This is a genomic window from Salmonella sp. NW38, assembly GCF_051807745.1.
Lineage (GTDB): Bacteria > Pseudomonadota > Gammaproteobacteria > Enterobacterales > Enterobacteriaceae > Salmonella > Salmonella enterica.
The window spans coordinates 193,574-210,496 of the sequence record NZ_JAMMTO010000005.1 but is presented as its reverse complement, the minus strand read 5'-3'; the positions used below and the strand labels follow the sequence as shown (position 1 = coordinate 210,496).

Annotated in this window: 16 protein-coding genes and 1 other RNA gene; 5 read left to right on the top strand and 12 right to left on the bottom strand. The window is 53.9% G+C overall.

The window, feature by feature from the left end:
• Positions 1–15: 15 nt before the first annotated feature.
• The 4 genes from dolP to NA624_RS11140 are packed head-to-tail and all read right to left on the bottom strand — an operon-like array spanning position 16 to position 3,608.
• Entirely contained in the window at positions 16–591 is a 576-nt protein-coding gene (gene dolP / locus NA624_RS11155) for a division/outer membrane stress-associated lipid-binding lipoprotein (protein WP_000643280.1), read from the bottom strand.
• A 9-nt stretch (positions 592–600) separates the two neighbouring features.
• Positions 601–1,191 (bottom strand): DnaA initiator-associating protein DiaA, encoded by a 591-nt coding sequence (gene diaA, locus NA624_RS11150; RefSeq protein ID WP_000893481.1) that lies wholly within the window; start codon positions 1,189–1,191, stop codon positions 601–603.
• A gap of 21 nt (positions 1,192–1,212) precedes the next feature.
• Positions 1,213–1,608 carry a YraN family protein gene (locus NA624_RS11145; protein WP_000057285.1) on the bottom strand — a complete coding sequence of 132 codons (396 nt, stop codon included), beginning with the start codon at positions 1,606–1,608 and terminating at the stop codon, positions 1,213–1,215.
• Positions 1,566–3,608, bottom strand: coding sequence for a penicillin-binding protein activator (locus tag NA624_RS11140; protein ID WP_000249235.1), 2,043 nt, complete (start codon positions 3,606–3,608; stop codon positions 1,566–1,568). The genes NA624_RS11145 and NA624_RS11140 overlap by 43 nt, the downstream gene beginning before the upstream one ends.
• A 63-nt stretch (positions 3,609–3,671) precedes the next feature.
• Here NA624_RS11140 and rsmI point away from each other — a divergent pair, with 63 nt between their 5' ends.
• On the top strand, positions 3,672–4,535 hold the full coding sequence (gene rsmI, locus NA624_RS11135) for a 16S rRNA (cytidine(1402)-2'-O)-methyltransferase (protein WP_000812284.1): 864 nt from the start codon (positions 3,672–3,674) through the stop codon (positions 4,533–4,535).
• A gap of 157 nt (positions 4,536–4,692) precedes the next feature.
• Here the strand turns inward: rsmI and NA624_RS11130 are convergent, their stop codons facing one another.
• The 8 genes from NA624_RS11130 to garD all read right to left on the bottom strand — a co-directional run bounded on the left by NA624_RS11130 (position 4,693) and on the right by garD (position 12,909).
• Positions 4,693–5,466, bottom strand: coding sequence for a DeoR/GlpR family DNA-binding transcription regulator (locus NA624_RS11130; RefSeq protein WP_001083899.1), 774 nt, complete (start codon positions 5,464–5,466; stop codon positions 4,693–4,695).
• 110 nt (positions 5,467–5,576) lie between these two features.
• Positions 5,577–6,620: a galactitol-1-phosphate 5-dehydrogenase gene (gatD, locus tag NA624_RS11125; protein WP_000844174.1), complete on the bottom strand. Its 1,044-nt coding sequence runs from the start codon at positions 6,618–6,620 to the stop codon at positions 5,577–5,579.
• 43 nt (positions 6,621–6,663) lie between these two features.
• The gene (locus NA624_RS11120) at positions 6,664–8,037 is read right to left on the bottom strand and encodes a galactitol-specific PTS transporter subunit IIC (RefSeq protein WP_000490601.1); all 1,374 of its coding nucleotides are present in this window, start codon (positions 8,035–8,037) and stop codon (positions 6,664–6,666) included.
• Between the two features lie 3 nt (positions 8,038–8,040).
• Positions 8,041–8,325: a PTS galactitol transporter subunit IIB gene (gene gatB / locus NA624_RS11115; protein ID WP_000824293.1), complete on the bottom strand. Its 285-nt coding sequence runs from the start codon at positions 8,323–8,325 to the stop codon at positions 8,041–8,043.
• A gap of 30 nt (positions 8,326–8,355) precedes the next feature.
• Positions 8,356–8,820 carry a PTS galactitol transporter subunit IIA gene (gatA, locus tag NA624_RS11110; protein ID WP_000080445.1) on the bottom strand — a complete coding sequence of 155 codons (465 nt, stop codon included), beginning with the start codon at positions 8,818–8,820 and terminating at the stop codon, positions 8,356–8,358.
• 14 nt (positions 8,821–8,834) lie between these two features.
• On the bottom strand, positions 8,835–10,106 hold the full coding sequence (gatZ, locus tag NA624_RS11105) for a tagatose-bisphosphate aldolase subunit GatZ (protein ID WP_000658737.1): 1,272 nt from the start codon (positions 10,104–10,106) through the stop codon (positions 8,835–8,837).
• A 119-nt stretch (positions 10,107–10,225) separates the two neighbouring features.
• Positions 10,226–11,080 (bottom strand): tagatose bisphosphate family class II aldolase, encoded by an 855-nt coding sequence (locus NA624_RS11100; RefSeq protein ID WP_000469979.1) that lies wholly within the window; start codon positions 11,078–11,080, stop codon positions 10,226–10,228.
• 257 nt (positions 11,081–11,337) lie between these two features.
• Positions 11,338–12,909 carry a galactarate dehydratase gene (gene garD / locus NA624_RS11095; RefSeq protein WP_001273725.1) on the bottom strand — a complete coding sequence of 524 codons (1,572 nt, stop codon included), beginning with the start codon at positions 12,907–12,909 and terminating at the stop codon, positions 11,338–11,340.
• Positions 12,910–13,438: 529 nt separating this feature from the next.
• On the opposite strand from garD, the gene garL reads away from it, so the two are divergent.
• The 4 genes from garL to rnpB all read left to right on the top strand — a co-directional run bounded on the left by garL (position 13,439) and on the right by rnpB (position 16,775).
• Positions 13,439–14,209 (top strand): 2-dehydro-3-deoxyglucarate aldolase, encoded by a 771-nt coding sequence (garL, locus tag NA624_RS11090; protein WP_001057715.1) that lies wholly within the window; start codon positions 13,439–13,441, stop codon positions 14,207–14,209.
• Between the two features lie 25 nt (positions 14,210–14,234).
• The gene (garR, locus tag NA624_RS11085; protein WP_000178106.1) at positions 14,235–15,125 is read left to right on the top strand and encodes a 2-hydroxy-3-oxopropionate reductase; all 891 of its coding nucleotides are present in this window, start codon (positions 14,235–14,237) and stop codon (positions 15,123–15,125) included.
• 97 nt (positions 15,126–15,222) lie between these two features.
• Complete coding sequence (gene garK / locus NA624_RS11080) at positions 15,223–16,368, top strand: glycerate 2-kinase (RefSeq protein ID WP_000706462.1); 1,146 nt, start codon at positions 15,223–15,225, stop codon at positions 16,366–16,368.
• Positions 16,369–16,400: 32 nt separating this feature from the next.
• An RNA gene (gene rnpB, locus NA624_RS11075) (RNase P RNA component class A) lies at positions 16,401–16,775 on the top strand.
• Positions 16,776–16,923: the final 148 nt, after the last annotated feature.

Sequence of the window (16,923 nt, the reverse complement as noted above, 5' to 3'; positions counted from 1 at the left end):
CACCCGGCACACCGGTTACTTAATATACGTAAAGGCGGTGGTCACGCGTTTCACGCCGCTCACCCGGCTGGCGATGTCCGCTGCCGCTTTACCTTCACGTTCAGTTACCAGGCCCAGCAGGAATACTTCGCCATTTTCGGTGGTGACTTTCACATTTGACGATTTTACCTGATCGCTGGTCAGTAGCTGTGAGCGAACTTTCGTGGTGATCCAGGTATCGTTAGAGGCGGTCCCCAGGCCGATAGGTTGACCCTGGCGAATCTCGTTATAGACCTCGGTGGTGCCTTCAACGCCCATCGCTATCTGTTTAGCGCGTGCGGAGAGTTCGCTGTTTGGCGACTGGCCCACTAACAAAACTTTGCCCTGATAAGCCGTGACATTGATGCGCGTCTCTTTTTTGATTTGCTCATCTTTCGACAGCGCGCTGCTGACACGCAGTTCCAGCGTTCCGTCATCCACCTGGGTGCCCACGCTACGCGGGTCGGTTGCGGCTTTGGTGCCGACGGCTGCCGTACCCACTACCGCGGCGGCGACGCAACCTTGCAATAGCAACGCAGAAATAAGGACTGCGAGCGGCGAAAATGCCTTCATGTGTACTCCTTAATCATCCTGGTGAGGAAAAAGCGTGTTATCGATCAAATCGCACAGGCAGTTTACCGTCAGCATATGCATTTCCTGAATGCGCGCGCTGTGGTGTGAAGGGATACGAATTTCAACATCCTGCGGCCCTAATAGTCCGGCCAGCTCACCCCCGTCATACCCGGTTAGCGCCACAATGGTCATGTCACGTGTGACGGCTGCTTCAACGGCTTTTACGATATCGCGACTATTACCACGCGTAGAGATCGCCAATAAAACATCGCCTGCATGTCCCAGCGCCCGGACTTGTTTTGCATAAACTTCATCGTGCAGGCGATCGTTAGCGATCGCAGTTAAGACCACATTATCGGTATTTAGTGCAATGGCGGGTAAACTGGGTCGCTCCGTTTCAAAGCGGTTAATCATGCTGGCAGCAAAATGCTGTGCGTTGGCCGCGGACGTCCCGTTTCCACAACAGAGGATTTTGTTGCCGTTAAGCAGGGAATGAACCAGCGTCATGGCGGCGCGGGAAATGGCATCCGGAAGCGCTTCCGCCGCAGCAATTTGAGTTTGAATGCTTTCTGTAAAGCAAACTTTGATTCTTTCGAGCACGCTAATCCTTAAAATCTTCAATTATGAGTGGTCGTTAAACGCATCCCGAAACCACTCAATCTCATTTCCGGTGAAGGCTAACACATCGAACCGACAATCCACAGTATCAAAACTCCCATTCTGGCGGGCGAGCCACAAGCGGGCAGTATGTAATAATTTGTGTTGCTTGCTGCGGGTCACACTAGCCGCCGCGCCGCCATAAAGCCCGGAGCGCCGATAGCGGACCTCAACAAAAACCGTCGTTTTTCCGTCACGCATGATCAGATCGATTTCGCCGCCGCGCTCGCGCACGTTGGCGGCGATAAACCGCAGTCCTTTGCTTTCCAGCCAGCGACGCGCGGCAGCTTCCCACGCGTCGCCAGCCTGTTTACGCGTTAGCTGGCGGGAACAATCTCCCCTTGCTGGTATTTGAGCCATGATAACTTCCTGTTAATCACACAATCCGGGCTGGCAGTTAATGCGCCGGTATTACCATTGATCTCAAACCCCTGCACCTGACGCATCTGCGAAAAGTGGTTCGCCAGCGTCCAGGCATCCACGCCCATGGCGTACATCCGCGCCAGAGAATAGTCGTTATGTACAGCGCTCAGCGCCTGCTGCATCAACGGCATATTGCCGCCTGCCAGCATAGGAATTTCACTGTATTGTAAACCTTCCATCTCCAGACGGAAGTCGGGGCCGGAGGTGCCTTGCGCGCTGCGGGAGCTGGCATACAGCGTCGCGCCGCTCTGGGTGCCGTTACGCATGGCGATCATCGGTTTGATAAAGCCAATCTCTTCCGGCGTAGCCAGAATATAGACCGCGTCTACGCGTCCGCCGCCGGTGATTTGCGCGTCGGTCGGCGGCGCAGGGATGGTCAGACCGCCAATGGTGACGCCAGGCTGCGCAGGCACGCTGGCGGCGACCGGACTGCCCGTCAACGCGATACCCGCGCCGCCGTTCACGCCCATTTTCAGCTCGGCTACGGAGCCGAATTTTTGCTGTAACACGATGCCGCCGCCCAGTTTTTGCCACTCCTGGGTGAAGGCGTTCGCCACGCGATCGCCAAGCGCGCTGCGTGGGATCAACAGCAGCGGCGACTGCTTGCCCTGGTCATAAATATGATGCGCCGCGTCACGGGCTTCATCTTCAGGAGAGAGCGCGAAATAGCAGATATTAGGGAAGCTACGTACAGTTTCCGGCTGGTTGAGCGCCAGCACGTTGAGCGGCGTGTTGCTTTTCATCAGCGCTTCCACATTGTTTTTCAACAGCGGCCCGACCACGATACTGGCGCCGTCTTGCTGAACCTGAGCGAGCACCTGATCCAACGGCTGGGAAGAGGTATCGTAGATTTTTAATTCAGCGGAGGGATCCGCCGGCGCGCTTGCTGTAGCAGGGGGAGTTTGTGGCGCGCTGACTGGCGTAGCGGACTGGGATGGAGCGTCATCAGTCAGATCGCTCACCGAGGCCTGCGACGGACTGGCGACGCCGTTGGTCATTTGTGGCTGCGTCTCCTCCACGCCAGGTTCTACTGGCGCATCAGGCGCGGCGGCAGGCTGCATCTCTACCGCCTGGGTGCCGAGGTTTTTCGCGGCTTCGAAACCTTGCTGGATGGTACGGCCAAACACGGCAGCCTGACCGTTCAGCGGCAGCAGCAGAGCGATTTTGCTGGTGGAAGCTGGTTTAAAACGTTGTACATTGACGAGCTGCGTCGGCAGCATTTTCGCCCCCGGATTTTGCGGGTAGCGTTTTTGCCAGTCGGCGATCCCGGCTTTCAGCATGTCCGGATCGTTGCGGTTGTCAAACCAGACGCGTTGCAGATCCAGCCAGCCCTGAAGCACATTTTCATCGGCGTTGATAACCAGCGTCCTGGCCTGATCCGGCGTCATGGCGGAGAGCGCCTGCCAGGTGGCGTCGATATTTTTTTGTTTCTCTTTCGCCGCCAGTAGCGGTTCCTGGGCGATTAACGCCCGCAATAGGGTAAGCGACGGGCGTCCCTGGCTGGCAACGATCTGCGCCTGCCAGTAACGCGCTTGCTGATTTGGCGCAAAGTCGGCGGGTTTTAGTTTATCCAGCAAGGCCTGCGCGCCTGCGACATCTTTTTGCGCCAGTTTGATTTCTACCGCTAATAAAGACTGTTCGCGACGCTGGGTATCGTTCAGATTTTGCGGGAGTTGATTGAACAGGTCGACGGCCTGCTGGCTTTTTCCTTCTTTCAGCAGTGCATGAATGGCGAGTAATTGCCAGTTGGTCTTGCTATCATCTGCGCTTTGCTGCATCTGATGCAGGTAAAAGGCGGAGTCAGCTTGCGCTGAACCCTGCATATAGGCTGCGCTTTGATCTGGCGCCTGGGTGCCGCACCCGGCGAAAAGTAGCGCAGCCAGGACGACAGGCAGCGCGCGTGCGGCGTTCAAACGAGAAAATGTTGAGGGTACCATACTGTATCCAGTGATATTTTTTTACGCAATGCTCAATATTAAATCGGCAATACGGACGACACAATGAAACAAAACGAATCGGCGGATAATTCTCAGGGCCAACTCTTTATTGTACCTACTCCTATAGGGAATTTGGCTGATATTACTCAACGCGCACTGGAAGTTTTACAAGCCGTTGATTTAATTGCCGCTGAAGACACTCGTCATACCGGTTTATTACTGCAACATTTTGGGATTAATGCCCGGTTGTTTGCGCTGCACGACCATAACGAACAACAAAAAGCGGAAACGCTGGTCGCGAAGCTAAAAGAAGGGCAGAACATTGCGCTGGTTTCCGACGCCGGTACGCCGCTAATTAATGACCCCGGCTATCACCTGGTACGTACCTGCCGTGAAGCGGGGATTCGCGTGGTGCCGCTACCGGGGCCGTGTGCGGCGATTGCCGCCCTGAGCGCCGCTGGCCTGCCATCCGACCGTTTCTGCTATGAAGGCTTTTTACCGGCGAAATCCAAAGGCCGCCGTGATGCGCTAAAAGCCATTGAAGCGGAGCCGCGAACGCTGATTTTTTATGAGTCAACCCACCGCCTGTTAGATAGCCTGGAAGATATCGTCGCGGTATTGGGAGAATCCCGCTACGTGGTGCTGGCGCGTGAGCTGACCAAAACCTGGGAAACCATTCACGGCGCGCCGGTCGGCGAGCTGCTGGCGTGGGTCAAAGAAGATGAAAACCGCCGTAAAGGCGAGATGGTGTTGATTGTCGAAGGGCATAAAGCGCAAGAAGACGACCTGCCCGCCGACGCGCTGCGCACGCTGGCGCTGCTACAGGCAGAACTGCCGCTGAAAAAAGCGGCGGCGCTGGCAGCAGAAATTCACGGCGTGAAGAAAAATGCGCTGTATAAGTATGCGCTGGGGCAGCAGGAAGAGTAAAAGCGAGCGCCCGGGAACCGCCTTTTATCGCCATCGTGTTAATACTCAATCAGGTGATTGATGTGGGTAAATTGATGGGGGCATTGGGCGGTGATAGCGGGCCGGGCCTTTCCTTCGGGCTTACTCTCGCGATCAGCAACGCATAACCGACTCCTTTTTAGACGATCATTAGTTCCACGCCTGTTTTCGCTAATGCCGCTTTATCCTGTTTGCTGATAGTGTCATCGGTTATCACACAGTCGATCTTGTCCATCGGCAATACCTGGTTAAAGCCGCGACGGTTAAATTTGGTCGCGTCTAGTACCGCGATAACTTTGTGTGCCGCCGCCGCCATGACGCCGCTAATGGAATAACCTTCGTTAAACGTGGTAATACCGTTTGTCGCATCAATGCCATCCGCCCCGACAAACATGACATCGGCGCTGATGCCGTGTAGCGATCGTTCCGCAATCGTGCCGTGCATTGAGTGGGTTTTATGCCGTACCGTACCGCCGCAAACCACCAGCGTGAGATCTTTATTTTCTGATAGCGTAAAAGCGGCAGGCAAGCTGTTAGTTATCACCGTAATATTGCTTTTTCGCGCGAGCGCTTCCGCAATCAGTAATGTTGTGCTCCCGCTATCCAGAATGATGGTCATTCCTTCTTCAACCATTGCCGCAGCCGCCTGGGCAATCCGCTTTTTCGGATCGCTGGCGAGTTGATACCGATCTTCCAGAATGACTTCCTGATTGTCGCCTTCCGCCAGATGACTTCCCGGTTTTGCCGCGCCGCCATGAAAACGGGTGACAAGGCCTTTCTCTTCCAGCAGACGCAGGTCAGCACGGATAGTCACTTCAGAAATACCAAAGGTATTTGAAAGGTCCATCACCAGCACGCTGCCTTGCGTATTAATCAGGTCGACAATTTTATTTCTTCGCTCAAATGAGTTCATATTGATTTGCCTGATAATTAACTGTAACTAGTTTAATCGAAGGATTGCGAAAGGTGAACGCTAAATTTCGAAAGGAAATGTGAGCCAGCGCAGGTTGCTGGCTCGTACCATCAGGAAAGTTGAAGTAGGATTTTGCCCTGCATGGGCGCGCCATTAAGCGCTTTGACTGCTTCTGCAAAGCTTTCCGCATCGCCGCGATGGGCAATGAGAGGGGTCAGTTGAAGACGTTTTTCAGCCAACAGGCGCGCTGCGGTTTCCCATTCTTCTCCTGGCCATGGCGCGGAGTAGTTCATCCAACTGCCGAGGAGCGTGAGTTCTTTACGCAAAATTAGCCCGAATGTACGCGTTGTCAGGGTGAGATCGTGATGTAACGTCCCCACCAGCGCCAGTTGCGCGCGCGGCCCGGCGATATCGATAGCCAGCGAGACGGTCTGGGGAGTTCCTGCCGTTTCGAGAACCAGTTGATCAAACTGAATGTCGGACAACGCGGTCTGGATGTCGTCGGCGGTCATTTCCCGGCTATTACAGGTATGCGTTGCGCCGAGCGCTTTCGCAAGTTCCAGTTTCTGCGGATTGATATCAATCGCCGTTACGCTTCGCGCGCCCAGTTCCCGCGCGCACTGTAAGGCCAGCAGGCCAATTGTCCCGGCACCAACGATAATTACGTTTTTCCCCTCGCAGCCCTGCGCCAGATGAAAGGCGTGTAAGCCCACGGTAATCGGTTCGATAAACGCGCCATCTTCAATCGGCATATCAGACGGCAAGCGGAAAAGATTGGCCCGTTTGACCACCACATATTCCGCATTACCGCCTTCGCTGCGCGATCCTACAAACTGATACTGTTTGCATAAAGAAAAGTAACCGCGTTCGCATTGCGGACAGTGAAAGCAGGGAAGAAGCGGGACACAAGCGACGGCATCGCCAGGCTGCATATCCGTTACGCCTGTGCCGTAGGATTCAACGTAGCCGCTGAATTCATGGCCTAACGTAATAGGATAATAATGGGCGCCCTGCGCGAAAATGCGCGGGATATCCGATCCGCAAAGCCCTGAGCTAACGACCTTGACCAACACATCGTCCTCGGCTTGCAGTTGTGGTAAGGGGCGTTCTTCAACGCGCACGTCTCCCTCAGCGTGAATAACCACTGATTTCATAACATTCTCCAGGAAGGTGAGGGGAGCGATTGCTCCCCTAAAATTAAGAGGCGATTTGACTTTGCTGTAGCGCCGTGGCTTTCTCAGCCGCGACAAACTGTCGGGCGCGACGCCAGGTCAGCAGTACGCCGGCCAGATAGATAATGGCAATGACGGCGAAGCCGACGATATTCTGCCAGGTAAAAAGTTGAATCAGCAGCCAGGTGATGGGGGAACCGCCCTGATCCAGCGAGGCGACTTGTCCGCCAGCTTTTAGCGCTCCGGCATTGGCAGCCAGTTGGGTATGCAGGCCAATCGTCTGCGTGGCTATCCACAGGGTGATACCCATGATAATGACACCTGAAATTAGCGTGCGGAACAGGTTGCCCTGGTGTACCGCGACCGCCATCGCAATAAAGAAACCGATGGTGGCGAGGTCGCCGAACGGCAGCACCTGGTTCCCCGGTACTAAGACGGCAATCAGGATGGTCAGCGGAATGAATATCAGGCTCGCGGAGACAACAGAGGTATGACCGAGCAGTAGCGCTGGATCAAGGCCTATCAGGAACTCCTGCCCGCCAAATTTAGCCTGTAGACGTTTACGCGCATGTTTCGCGATAGGCGTTAGGCCATCCATAATAGGTTTAATGACGCGTGGCATAAGCAGCATCACCGCTGCGGTTTTGACCGCCAGTTGCAGAACGGCTTTGGCGTCGTAGCCTGCCAGTACACCAATCACCAGCCCCATCACGAAGCCGACAGTCACCGGCTCGCCAAACGGTCCGAAGCGTTTCTGGACATCGTCTGCGCTAAAGTGAATACGATTGAGACCCGGAATTTTCTCGATAATGGTATCAACGAGTACCGCCACGGGGCCCAGGTACGCGGATGAACCGTGTGGGATAGCAATCCCCTCGAGGCCAAAATAGTCGCGGGTATCTTTGGCAAACCAGTCCCCCAGTTTGTAGACAAAGGCGGCATGAACCACAACGCCCAGAATCCCCAGCCAGTATGAACCGGTCGCCAGATGCAGCATGGCGCCCGTGAAGGTCATGTGCCAGATATTCCAGATATCAACATTCACCACGCGGGTCATGCGGGTCACCAGCATCAGGACGTTAACCCCGATGGCGACAGGGATCGCGACCAGCGCGATTTGTGACGCCCAGGTCATGGGCGATGAACCTGGCCAGCCGACGTCAATAACGTGGAGATTGATTTGGAAATGTTCCGCCATGGCTTTCGCCGCGGGGCCGATAGAATCCAGCATCAGGCCGATGACCAGACCAATACCCACGAAGCCGATACCAATATGCAAACCCGATTTAAAACAATCCCCAAGCTTCATTCCCAGCAGTTTAGAGAACACGATGATCACCAGAGGCAACATCACCGTTGGGCCTAAGTCGAGGATATAACGCATTATTTCGCTAAACATACGTTACCCCATGAGAATGGACAGAATTTTTTGCTGTAATGCTTCAATACCCACGCCGGAAACAAAAGGCATACCGTGAACGACGGGAATATCGCCAAAGGCGCGATCGACCCTGGCAGTGGTACAGATAAGATCGGCGCCGTCCATATAGGTTTCGATTTCGGTGACCCGGCATTGCACTAAGTCGAGCTCAATATGGTTGGCATCACATAGCTCTTTAATTTCTTCCGCAGCCATCGTTGAGGTTGCAACCGCACCGCCACAGGCCACAATTACTTTACGTTTCATAGGGTATTCCTCATTATTATCAATTTATTATCAAACCTGGACGCACTGCTCAGGCTCAAGGATGGTTTCCTGAAAGCGTATCGCCAGTTCGGCATCCGGCGCGCTTAACAGGGCATCGAGGGTGCTCGGGTTCTGTAGCTCACTAAACAGGCGGCGCAGAAGTTTTAGCTGTGCCGCCGGGTTTTCAACGATTAAGGCGATGATTAACGAAACGGCAATCTCTTCGTCATCATCCGCCTGTTGAAACATGACCGGCTTATCTGGACGAATCAGATAGATAGCGGGTGATTTCGCATGAACCGCCTCGCAATGAGGGATAGCGACGGCGTGACGCTCCAGCGCAATGCCGGTAGGAAAAGACGCTTCACGTTCCACCAGCGCCTGCGGATAACTATCATGTACCACGCCTTTCGCCAGCATCTCTTTGCCAATGTGCGCCAGCGCCTGTTGGCTCGAGTCGAATGTGATTCCGGTTCGGACAAATAGTTGGCTCATAAATTCTCCATTATTCAGGCAACATCCGGCGTGCAACCGAAGCGATAAGCGCGCAGAACATCCTGAATTTTGTCAATAATCAGGTTATGCGGCGTAGGGGTGAGCACGCCCTCAGACAGGCGTTCAAACTGTACGGGCATAAACTGGCTAATTAATCCCAGCGGCAATGTGACGTTGTTCAGATTGGCGATTAACTTCTCTACGCTTTGACGAATACGCGGGTGCGGCCAGTAATAGCGAATACGGTCAGACAAACTAAAGTGGATGTCGACCATCGCCTGGCTCCAGGTTGGACGGTAGTATTTTTTCCAGTAGCCTGGCTCGTTTAGCATCACTTCATCGATAACTTCCATCACGCGGCTACGTTGTTCTGGGGATACCAGCTCATTTTCCATTTGCGCAAGTGCGAAAATGGCTTCGCGCAGCGCGAAAGTGAGCGCCGGGCCGACCTTCAGAATGGCGTAATGATCGCGAACGAGGGCGCGGTAGGCCTGTCGCGTCTGATAATCAGTCGAATGCGCTTCATAGACCATCGGCGTTTCTTTTATCCATGCGGAGAGCGCCTGTGCCGCCTGCGGCTGATAATGAATAATCTGGGTATGATCAAATTCAACGCCCGGTTGCACCACAATGGCGATCACGCGTGACAGTGCTTCTTCCAGACCTGATTCACGAAACGCGATTTGGTGAGTTTCCAGCGTACGGGCAGCATCGACTTCGCGGGTGACATGAACGCTGCCGATGGTACTGGCTTCACCGCCAGGAACGGGCACTTCCGTGCCGATGACATAAGTCAGATGGTATTTTTGTTCTTCGTTTGCGGTCTCTTCTGCTGCTTTACAAAGCACGGCGGCACGGCGTGCAACGACCATCGGATCCAACGGTGTCGGGTCATCTGCGCAGGACATCGACGCGTCCAGGTGAATTTTGCTAAAACCAGCGGCGACATACGCTTTTATTAACTCAACCGACTTTTCCATTGCCGCCGCTGCCGGTTCGTTCTGCCAGCAGTTAGGCCCTAAATGATCGCCACCAAGAATCAACCGCTCACGTGGAAAACCCACTTCCTGGGCGATGCCATAGACAAAATCACGAAAGTCAGCCGGTTTCATGCCGGTATAACCGCCAAACTGATTAACCTGGTTAGAGGTCGCTTCAATCAGAACTTTGTTCCCGCTGTTCAAATCAAAACGTAATGCGGATTCAATCACCAGCGGGTGTGCTGAACATACGGAACAGATCCCTATCTGTTCCCCTGCTTTGTGACGAGAAATTATTTCTTTCACTTCTGGCTCCGATATCTTTTGTTTATCTTCATAATATTTTTGGTTTGAAGGCAAAGGATAATAATGGCTTTCGTGATCCAGCTATGAAAACGCCCTTTGCCGTGCTAAATCCGGGGGCTTTAGAGCTTCCCTTCACAACCGCAGTCGGCAATCACTTTACGTACAACCTCTTTCATGGCCGCTTTCGCCGGGATCATGTAATGGCGGGGATCGCTGGCCTCTGCGTGTTGCGTTAAATAGTTTTTAAGCGCGCCGGAAAAGGCGATTTTTAGCTCGGTGGCGACGTTAACTTTGCAGATGCCCAGCGAAATAGCGCGGGTAATATCGCGGGTCGGCAGGCCAGAGGCGCCGTGAAGGACTAAGGGGACATCAACCCGCTGACGAATTTCCGTCAGTCGTTCAAAATCAAGTTTTGGTTCAGCGGTGTAGAGGCCGTGAGCGGTGCCGATAGCAATGGCTAACGAGTCGATACCCGTTTTTTCTACAAATTCCCGGGCCTGTTCCGGATGGGTATAAAGCGCATCTTTACCGTCAACGATAAGATCGTCTTCCTGCCCGCCGAGACGCCCAAGTTCAGCTTCAACGCTGACATCGTAGCGATGACAGTAATCAACCACGCTTTTCACCAGCGCAATATTGTCGGCAAAGGGGAAATGCGACCCGTCGATCATGACCGAGCGTACCCCGGCGGCGACTTTCATTTTGATGTCGGCCAGTTTTTCATGATGATCGAGATGTACCGCGAGAGGATGGTTCCAGCTTTTCGCCAGTTCTGCGGCGATAGCCACGATATTACCGACGCCTGCGTAGCTAAAGGTGCCTGGCGTACCGGCGACAATCAGCGGAGAGCGCAATTCTGCGGCGGTTTCCACCACCACTTGCAATGTCTCCAGGTTGTGGATGTTAAACGCCGGCACAGCATAGCCTTCCTGCTGCGCCTTCTTTAGCATTGTTCTGCCTGAAATGATAAACATCCTTCCTCCGAAATCTTTCGTTTGTTTTCTTTGAAAGAATTTATAGGCTTTCGGAATGTTTTTTTGTGATTTTGATCTGATAAATGAAAGTTTCGAAATAAAATGGAAGTTATCGAAAGTCAGGCGTAAAAAAAGCATGTCGGGCAGACATACTTTAGGCTACAGACTAAGGGCGAAAAAATACCGGGTAGCGCTGGCGCTTACCCGGTCTACAGATTATGCGGTTATACCCTGGTCGGAGAAGGGTACTGACTGGATCAGGTCACTGGCGCCGGGTTAAATATCGCCAGTTGGTTATGTAGGCCCCACTGGTCCGAGAAAGTCTTTTTCCGGCCGCTGGCGACATCGAGAATAAAGTGAAACAGCTTCCAGCCCACATCTTCGATTGTCTCTTCACCCGTGGCGATGGTGCCTGCATTGATATCCATTAAGTCATACCAGCGGTTCGCCAGCTCGGTACGCGTCGCCATTTTAATGACCGGCACCGCCATCAACCCGTACGGCGTGCCGCGTCCGGTGGTAAAGACCTGTACGGTAATGCCGGAAGCGACCTGCTGCGTGCCGCAGACGAAATCGCTGGCGGGCGTCGCGGCGTAAATCAGGCCGCGTTTGGTGGGGCGCTGGCCCGGCGACAATACTTCGACAATGGCGCTCTTACCCGATTTAGCGATAGAGCCCAACGCTTTTTCCACGACGTTCGCCAGACCGCCTTTTTTGTTGCCAGGGGACGGGTTAGCGCTGCGATCGGTTTTCCCCATATTAAGGTAATTATCGTACCAGGCCATTTCATCCAGCAGGCGTTTACCCACGGCTTCGTTGATGGCGCGCGGCGTCAGAAGATGAATGGCATCGCGCACTTCGGTGACCTCCGAGAACATGACGGTCGCGCCGCAGCGTACCAACAGATCGGAAGCATAACCCACCGCCGGGTTTGCCGTGACGCCGGAAAACGCATCGCTGCCGCCACACTGCATCCCGACGACCAGCTCGGAGGCCGGGCAGGTTTCGCGCTGGCGCTGGTTCAGTTTCGTCAGATGGCGTTCGGCGACCCGCAAAATATCGTCGACCATTGATTTAAAGCCGACATGCTGCTCGTCCTGTAAACGCACAATACTGGCGCTTTCAACGGCGATGGCGGGAACATCCTCGGTGCCTTCCAGCAGCCGTTCCGGCTGCAGTTTTTCGCAACCGAGGCCAATCACCATCACTTCGCCGCCAAAATTGGGGTTGAGCGCGATATTATGAATCGTGCGAATCGGCACGACCGCCGCCGGCGCGTTGATTGCCACGCCGCAGCCGTACAGATGGTTTAGCCCTACAACGCCATCGACATTCGGGTATTTGGGCAGGAGATCGCGCTCAATTACTTTCACCACATAATCGACCACGCCCGCTACACAGTGCACGCTGGTGGTAATGCCAAGCAGATTTTTGGTGCCGACGCTGCCATCGGCGTTACGATAGCCCTCAAACGTATAGCCTTCCAGCGGCGGCAGCGGTTCCGGTACTTTGGTCGCCAACGGTAGCGTATTCAGCGGCGGCGCTTTTGGCAGTTCAACCAGCGACTCGTCGATCCAGCTTCCGCGCGGGATGTCGCGTACCGCATAACCGATGACTTCGCCATAACGGATGATTTCGCCGTGAGCGGGGATATCCGTCAGAGCAACTTTATGGCCTTGCGGAATATGTTCAGTCAGTTCCAGGCCATCCGGAAAACGTGTTCCGGCTTTAAGACCGTGGTCATTAACAATAATTGCGACATTATCGGTTTCATGTACTTTTATATAAAACGCCGATGGCGATTCCTGGCGAATTTCGATATTGGCCATTGTTTAACATTCTCCAGCCTGGATGATAGAAATAGGATTATCTATTTTGGTTATGGTTAAATCGTTAAATCTCAATATAAGAAATAAAGTTCATGCATAATGAAATAAGAATGACAGGAGTATAAATATAAGAATGTGATCCAGATCACCGCAAATTATGAAATTTTTTATGTAGGCCGGGTAAAGCGTAAATGTGTGCATTAGCGCCCAGTGTCATGGGCGTATGCTCAAAAATAAGCGTTAAACAATCCCTTTTTAATGAGCGTTTGCACAATGATTATCCGCCATAGGCTGTTTATACTGAATGGCGAATTCAGTGTATCTGACGAGTTATTTGAAAATACCATGATAATAATAAAAGACGATAAAGATATCAGAACGGTATATTGTGCTACAGGATGTGTACCACATTAGAAATAGAATGCGGAGACCCATTCTGATTTCAGATAAGCATTTTATTGTCGTTGCTATAAGTTATGGTGGCGGCATCACATGTAGAGAATTAAAGAAATAAGCGAAGGTATAAGCGATGAATAACGCTATTTTCCCGAATAAGTTTAAAGCGGCGCTGGCGGCGCAACAGGTGCAGATTGGCTGCTGGTCTGCACTGGCAAGCCCAATCACCACCGAAGTTCTCGGTCTGGCGGGATTTGACTGGCTGGTGCTGGATGGCGAACATGCGCCGAATGATGTGACCACCTTAATTCCGCAGTTAATGGCATTGAAAGGCAGCGCCAGCGCGCCTGTGGTACGTGTGCCAACCAATGAACCGGTCATTATCAAACGGATGCTGGATATTGGGTTTTATAACTTCCTGATCCCCTTTGTTGAAACGCAAGAGGAAGCGGCTCGCGCCGTCGCCTCGACGCGTTACCCGCCGGAAGGCATTCGCGGCGTCTCCGTTTCTCACCGCGCGAATATGTTCGGTACGGTGCCTGATTACTTTGCGCAGTCGAACAAAAACATCACCATTATTGTTCAAATCGAAAGCCAGTTGGGTGTCGACAATGTTGATGCCATCGCCGCAACGGAAGGCGTTGATGGCATTTTTGTCGGCCCAAGCGATCTGGCCGCCGCGCTGGGTCATCTCGGCAATGCTTCTCACCCTGACGTGCAGCAGACGATTCAACATATTTTCGCCCGCGCTAAAGCGCACGGTAAACCGTGCGGCATTCTGGCGCCGGTAGAGGCGGATGCCCGCCGTTATCTGGAATGGGGCGCGACCTTTGTCGCCGTTGGCAGCGATTTAGGCGCATTCCGCGCCAGCACGCAGAAGCTTGCCGACACCTTTAAAAAATAATCCTGGTATGGAAAGAGAGAACGCTATGACGATGAAAGTTGGCTTTATTGGCTTAGGCATCATGGGTAAGCCCATGAGCAAAAACTTACTGAAAGCAGGGTATTCGCTGGTGGTGTCCGATCGTAATCCTGAAGCGATTGCCGACGTCATTGCCGCAGGCGCGGAAACGGCCTCTACGGCGAAGGCGATCGCTGAACAGTGTGACGTCATCATCACGATGCTGCCTAACTCTCCGCATGTGAAAGAGGTTGCGCTGGGCGAGAACGGTATCATCGAAGGCGCGAAGCCGGGAACCGTATTGATTGATATGAGTTCTATCGCGCCGCTGGCAAGCCGTGAAATCAGCGATGCGCTGAAGGCGAAGGGCGTTGAGATGTTGGATGCGCCGGTCAGCGGCGGCGAGCCGAAGGCGATTGATGGCACGCTGTCGGTGATGGTGGGGGGCGATAAAGCCATTTTCGACAAGTACTACGACCTGATGAAAGCGATGGCGGGTTCCGTGGTGCATACCGGCGATATCGGCGCGGGCAACGTCACAAAACTGGCTAACCAGGTGATCGTGGCGTTGAATATCGCCGCCATGTCTGAAGCGCTGACGCTGGCGACTAAAGCGGGCGTCAACCCGGATCTGGTCTATCAGGCGATTCGCGGCGGTCTGGCTGGCAGCACGGTACTGGATGCGAAAGCGCCGATGGTCATGGACAGAAACTTTAAGCCAGGTTTCCGTATCGATCTGCACATTAAAGATCTGGCGAATGCGCTGGATACCTCCCACGGCGTTGGCGCGCAGCTCCCGCTGACCGCCGCCGTTATGGAAATGATGCAGGCGTTACGCGCGGATGGACACGGTAATGACGACCATAGCGCGCTGGCGTGCTACTACGAAAAACTGGCGAAAGTGGAAGTCACTCGCTAACGACGTTGTGCCCGGATGGCGTGTAGCGATCCGGGCCTGAATTTCAGGCTGGATAAGTGAAACGCCATCCGGCGTTGTGCAGTAACAGGCTACCACTATGAAAATCGTAATTGCCCCCGACTCCTACAAAGAAAGCCTTTCTGCCGCCGAGGTAGCGCAGGCGATAGAAAAAGGATTTCGGGAAATTTTCCCCGATGCGCAATATGTCTCTGTTCCGGTTGCCGATGGCGGTGAAGGAACGGTCGAAGCCATGATTGCCGCGACGCAGGGCGTTGAACGCGCCGCATGGGTGACCGGGCCGTTGGGTGAAAAAGTGAAAGCCTGCTGGGGAATGTCCGGGGATGGTAAAACCGCCTTTATTGAAATGGCGGCGGCCAGCGGACTGGCGCTGGTTCCGCCAGAAAAACGCAACCCTTTGATTACTACCTCGCGGGGAACGGGGGAGCTGATATTGCAGGCGCTGGAAAGCGGCGCAAGCAATATCATTATCGGCATTGGCGGTAGCGCGACAAATGACGGCGGCGCAGGGATGATGCAGGCGTTAGGCGCAAAACTGCGCGATGAAAACGGCGCGGATATCGGTTACGGTGGCGGAAGCCTTCATTGTCTAAGCGACATTGATATTTCAGAGCTCGATCCCCGTTTAAAACTCTGCGCGATTCGTGTCGCTTGCGATGTCTCTAATCCTCTGATCGGCGACAACGGCGCATCACGAATTTTTGGGCCGCAGAAAGGCGCGACCGAAGAGAACATTGTTGAGCTGGACAGAAATCTTGCTCACTATGCCGACATCATAAAAAAATCGCTGAATGTCGACGTAAAGGCGGCGCCCGGCGCAGGCGCGGCAGGCGGTATGGGGGCGGCGTTAATGGCTTTTCTCGGTGCGGAATTACGCAGCGGAATCGAAATTGTCACGGCGGCACTGAACCTGGAGGAGCATATCCACGACTGTACGCTGGTGGTGACGGGAGAAGGGCGGATTGATAGCCAAAGTATTCGCGGTAAAGTGCCGATTGGCGTCGCGAATGTGGCGAAAAAATATCATAAGCCAGTGATTGGCATTGCCGGCAGCCTGACGCACGATGTAGGGATAGTGCATCACTATGGCATCGACGCTGTCTTTAGCGTACTCACGCGCATCGTGACGCTGGAGGAGGCTTTTCGGGGCGCTTTTGACAATATTTATCGGGCATCCAGAAATGTTGCTGCCGCTCTGGCGATAGGAATGCGCAGCGCAGGGTGACAAAGTCGCGCGAACCCTCTATACTGCGCGCCGAAGCTGACCAGACAGTCGCCGCTTCGTCGTCGTCCTTTCGGGGAGACGGGCGGAGGGGAGGAAAGTCCGGGCTCCATAGGGCAGGGTGCCAGGTAACGCCTGGGGGGGAAACCCACGACCAGTGCAACAGAGAGCAAACCGCCGATGGCCCACGCAAGTGGGATCAGGTAAGGGTGAAAGGGTGCGGTAAGAGCGCACCGCGCGGCTGGTAACAGTCCGTGGCACGGTAAACTCCACCCGGAGCAAGGCCAAATAGGGGTTCATAAGGTACGGCCCGTACTGAACCCGGGTAGGCTGCTTGAGCCAGTGAGCGATTGCTGGCCTAGATGAATGACTGTCCACGACAGAACCCGGCTTATCGGTCAGTTTCACCTCTTCATAAAACCCGCTTCGGCGGGTTTTTGCTTTTACAGGGCGGCAGGATGAATGACTGTCCACGACACTATACCCAAAAGAAAGCGGCTTATCGGTCAGTTTCATCTCTTCATGCAAAAACCCGTCAGTGTAAGCTGGCGGGTTTAT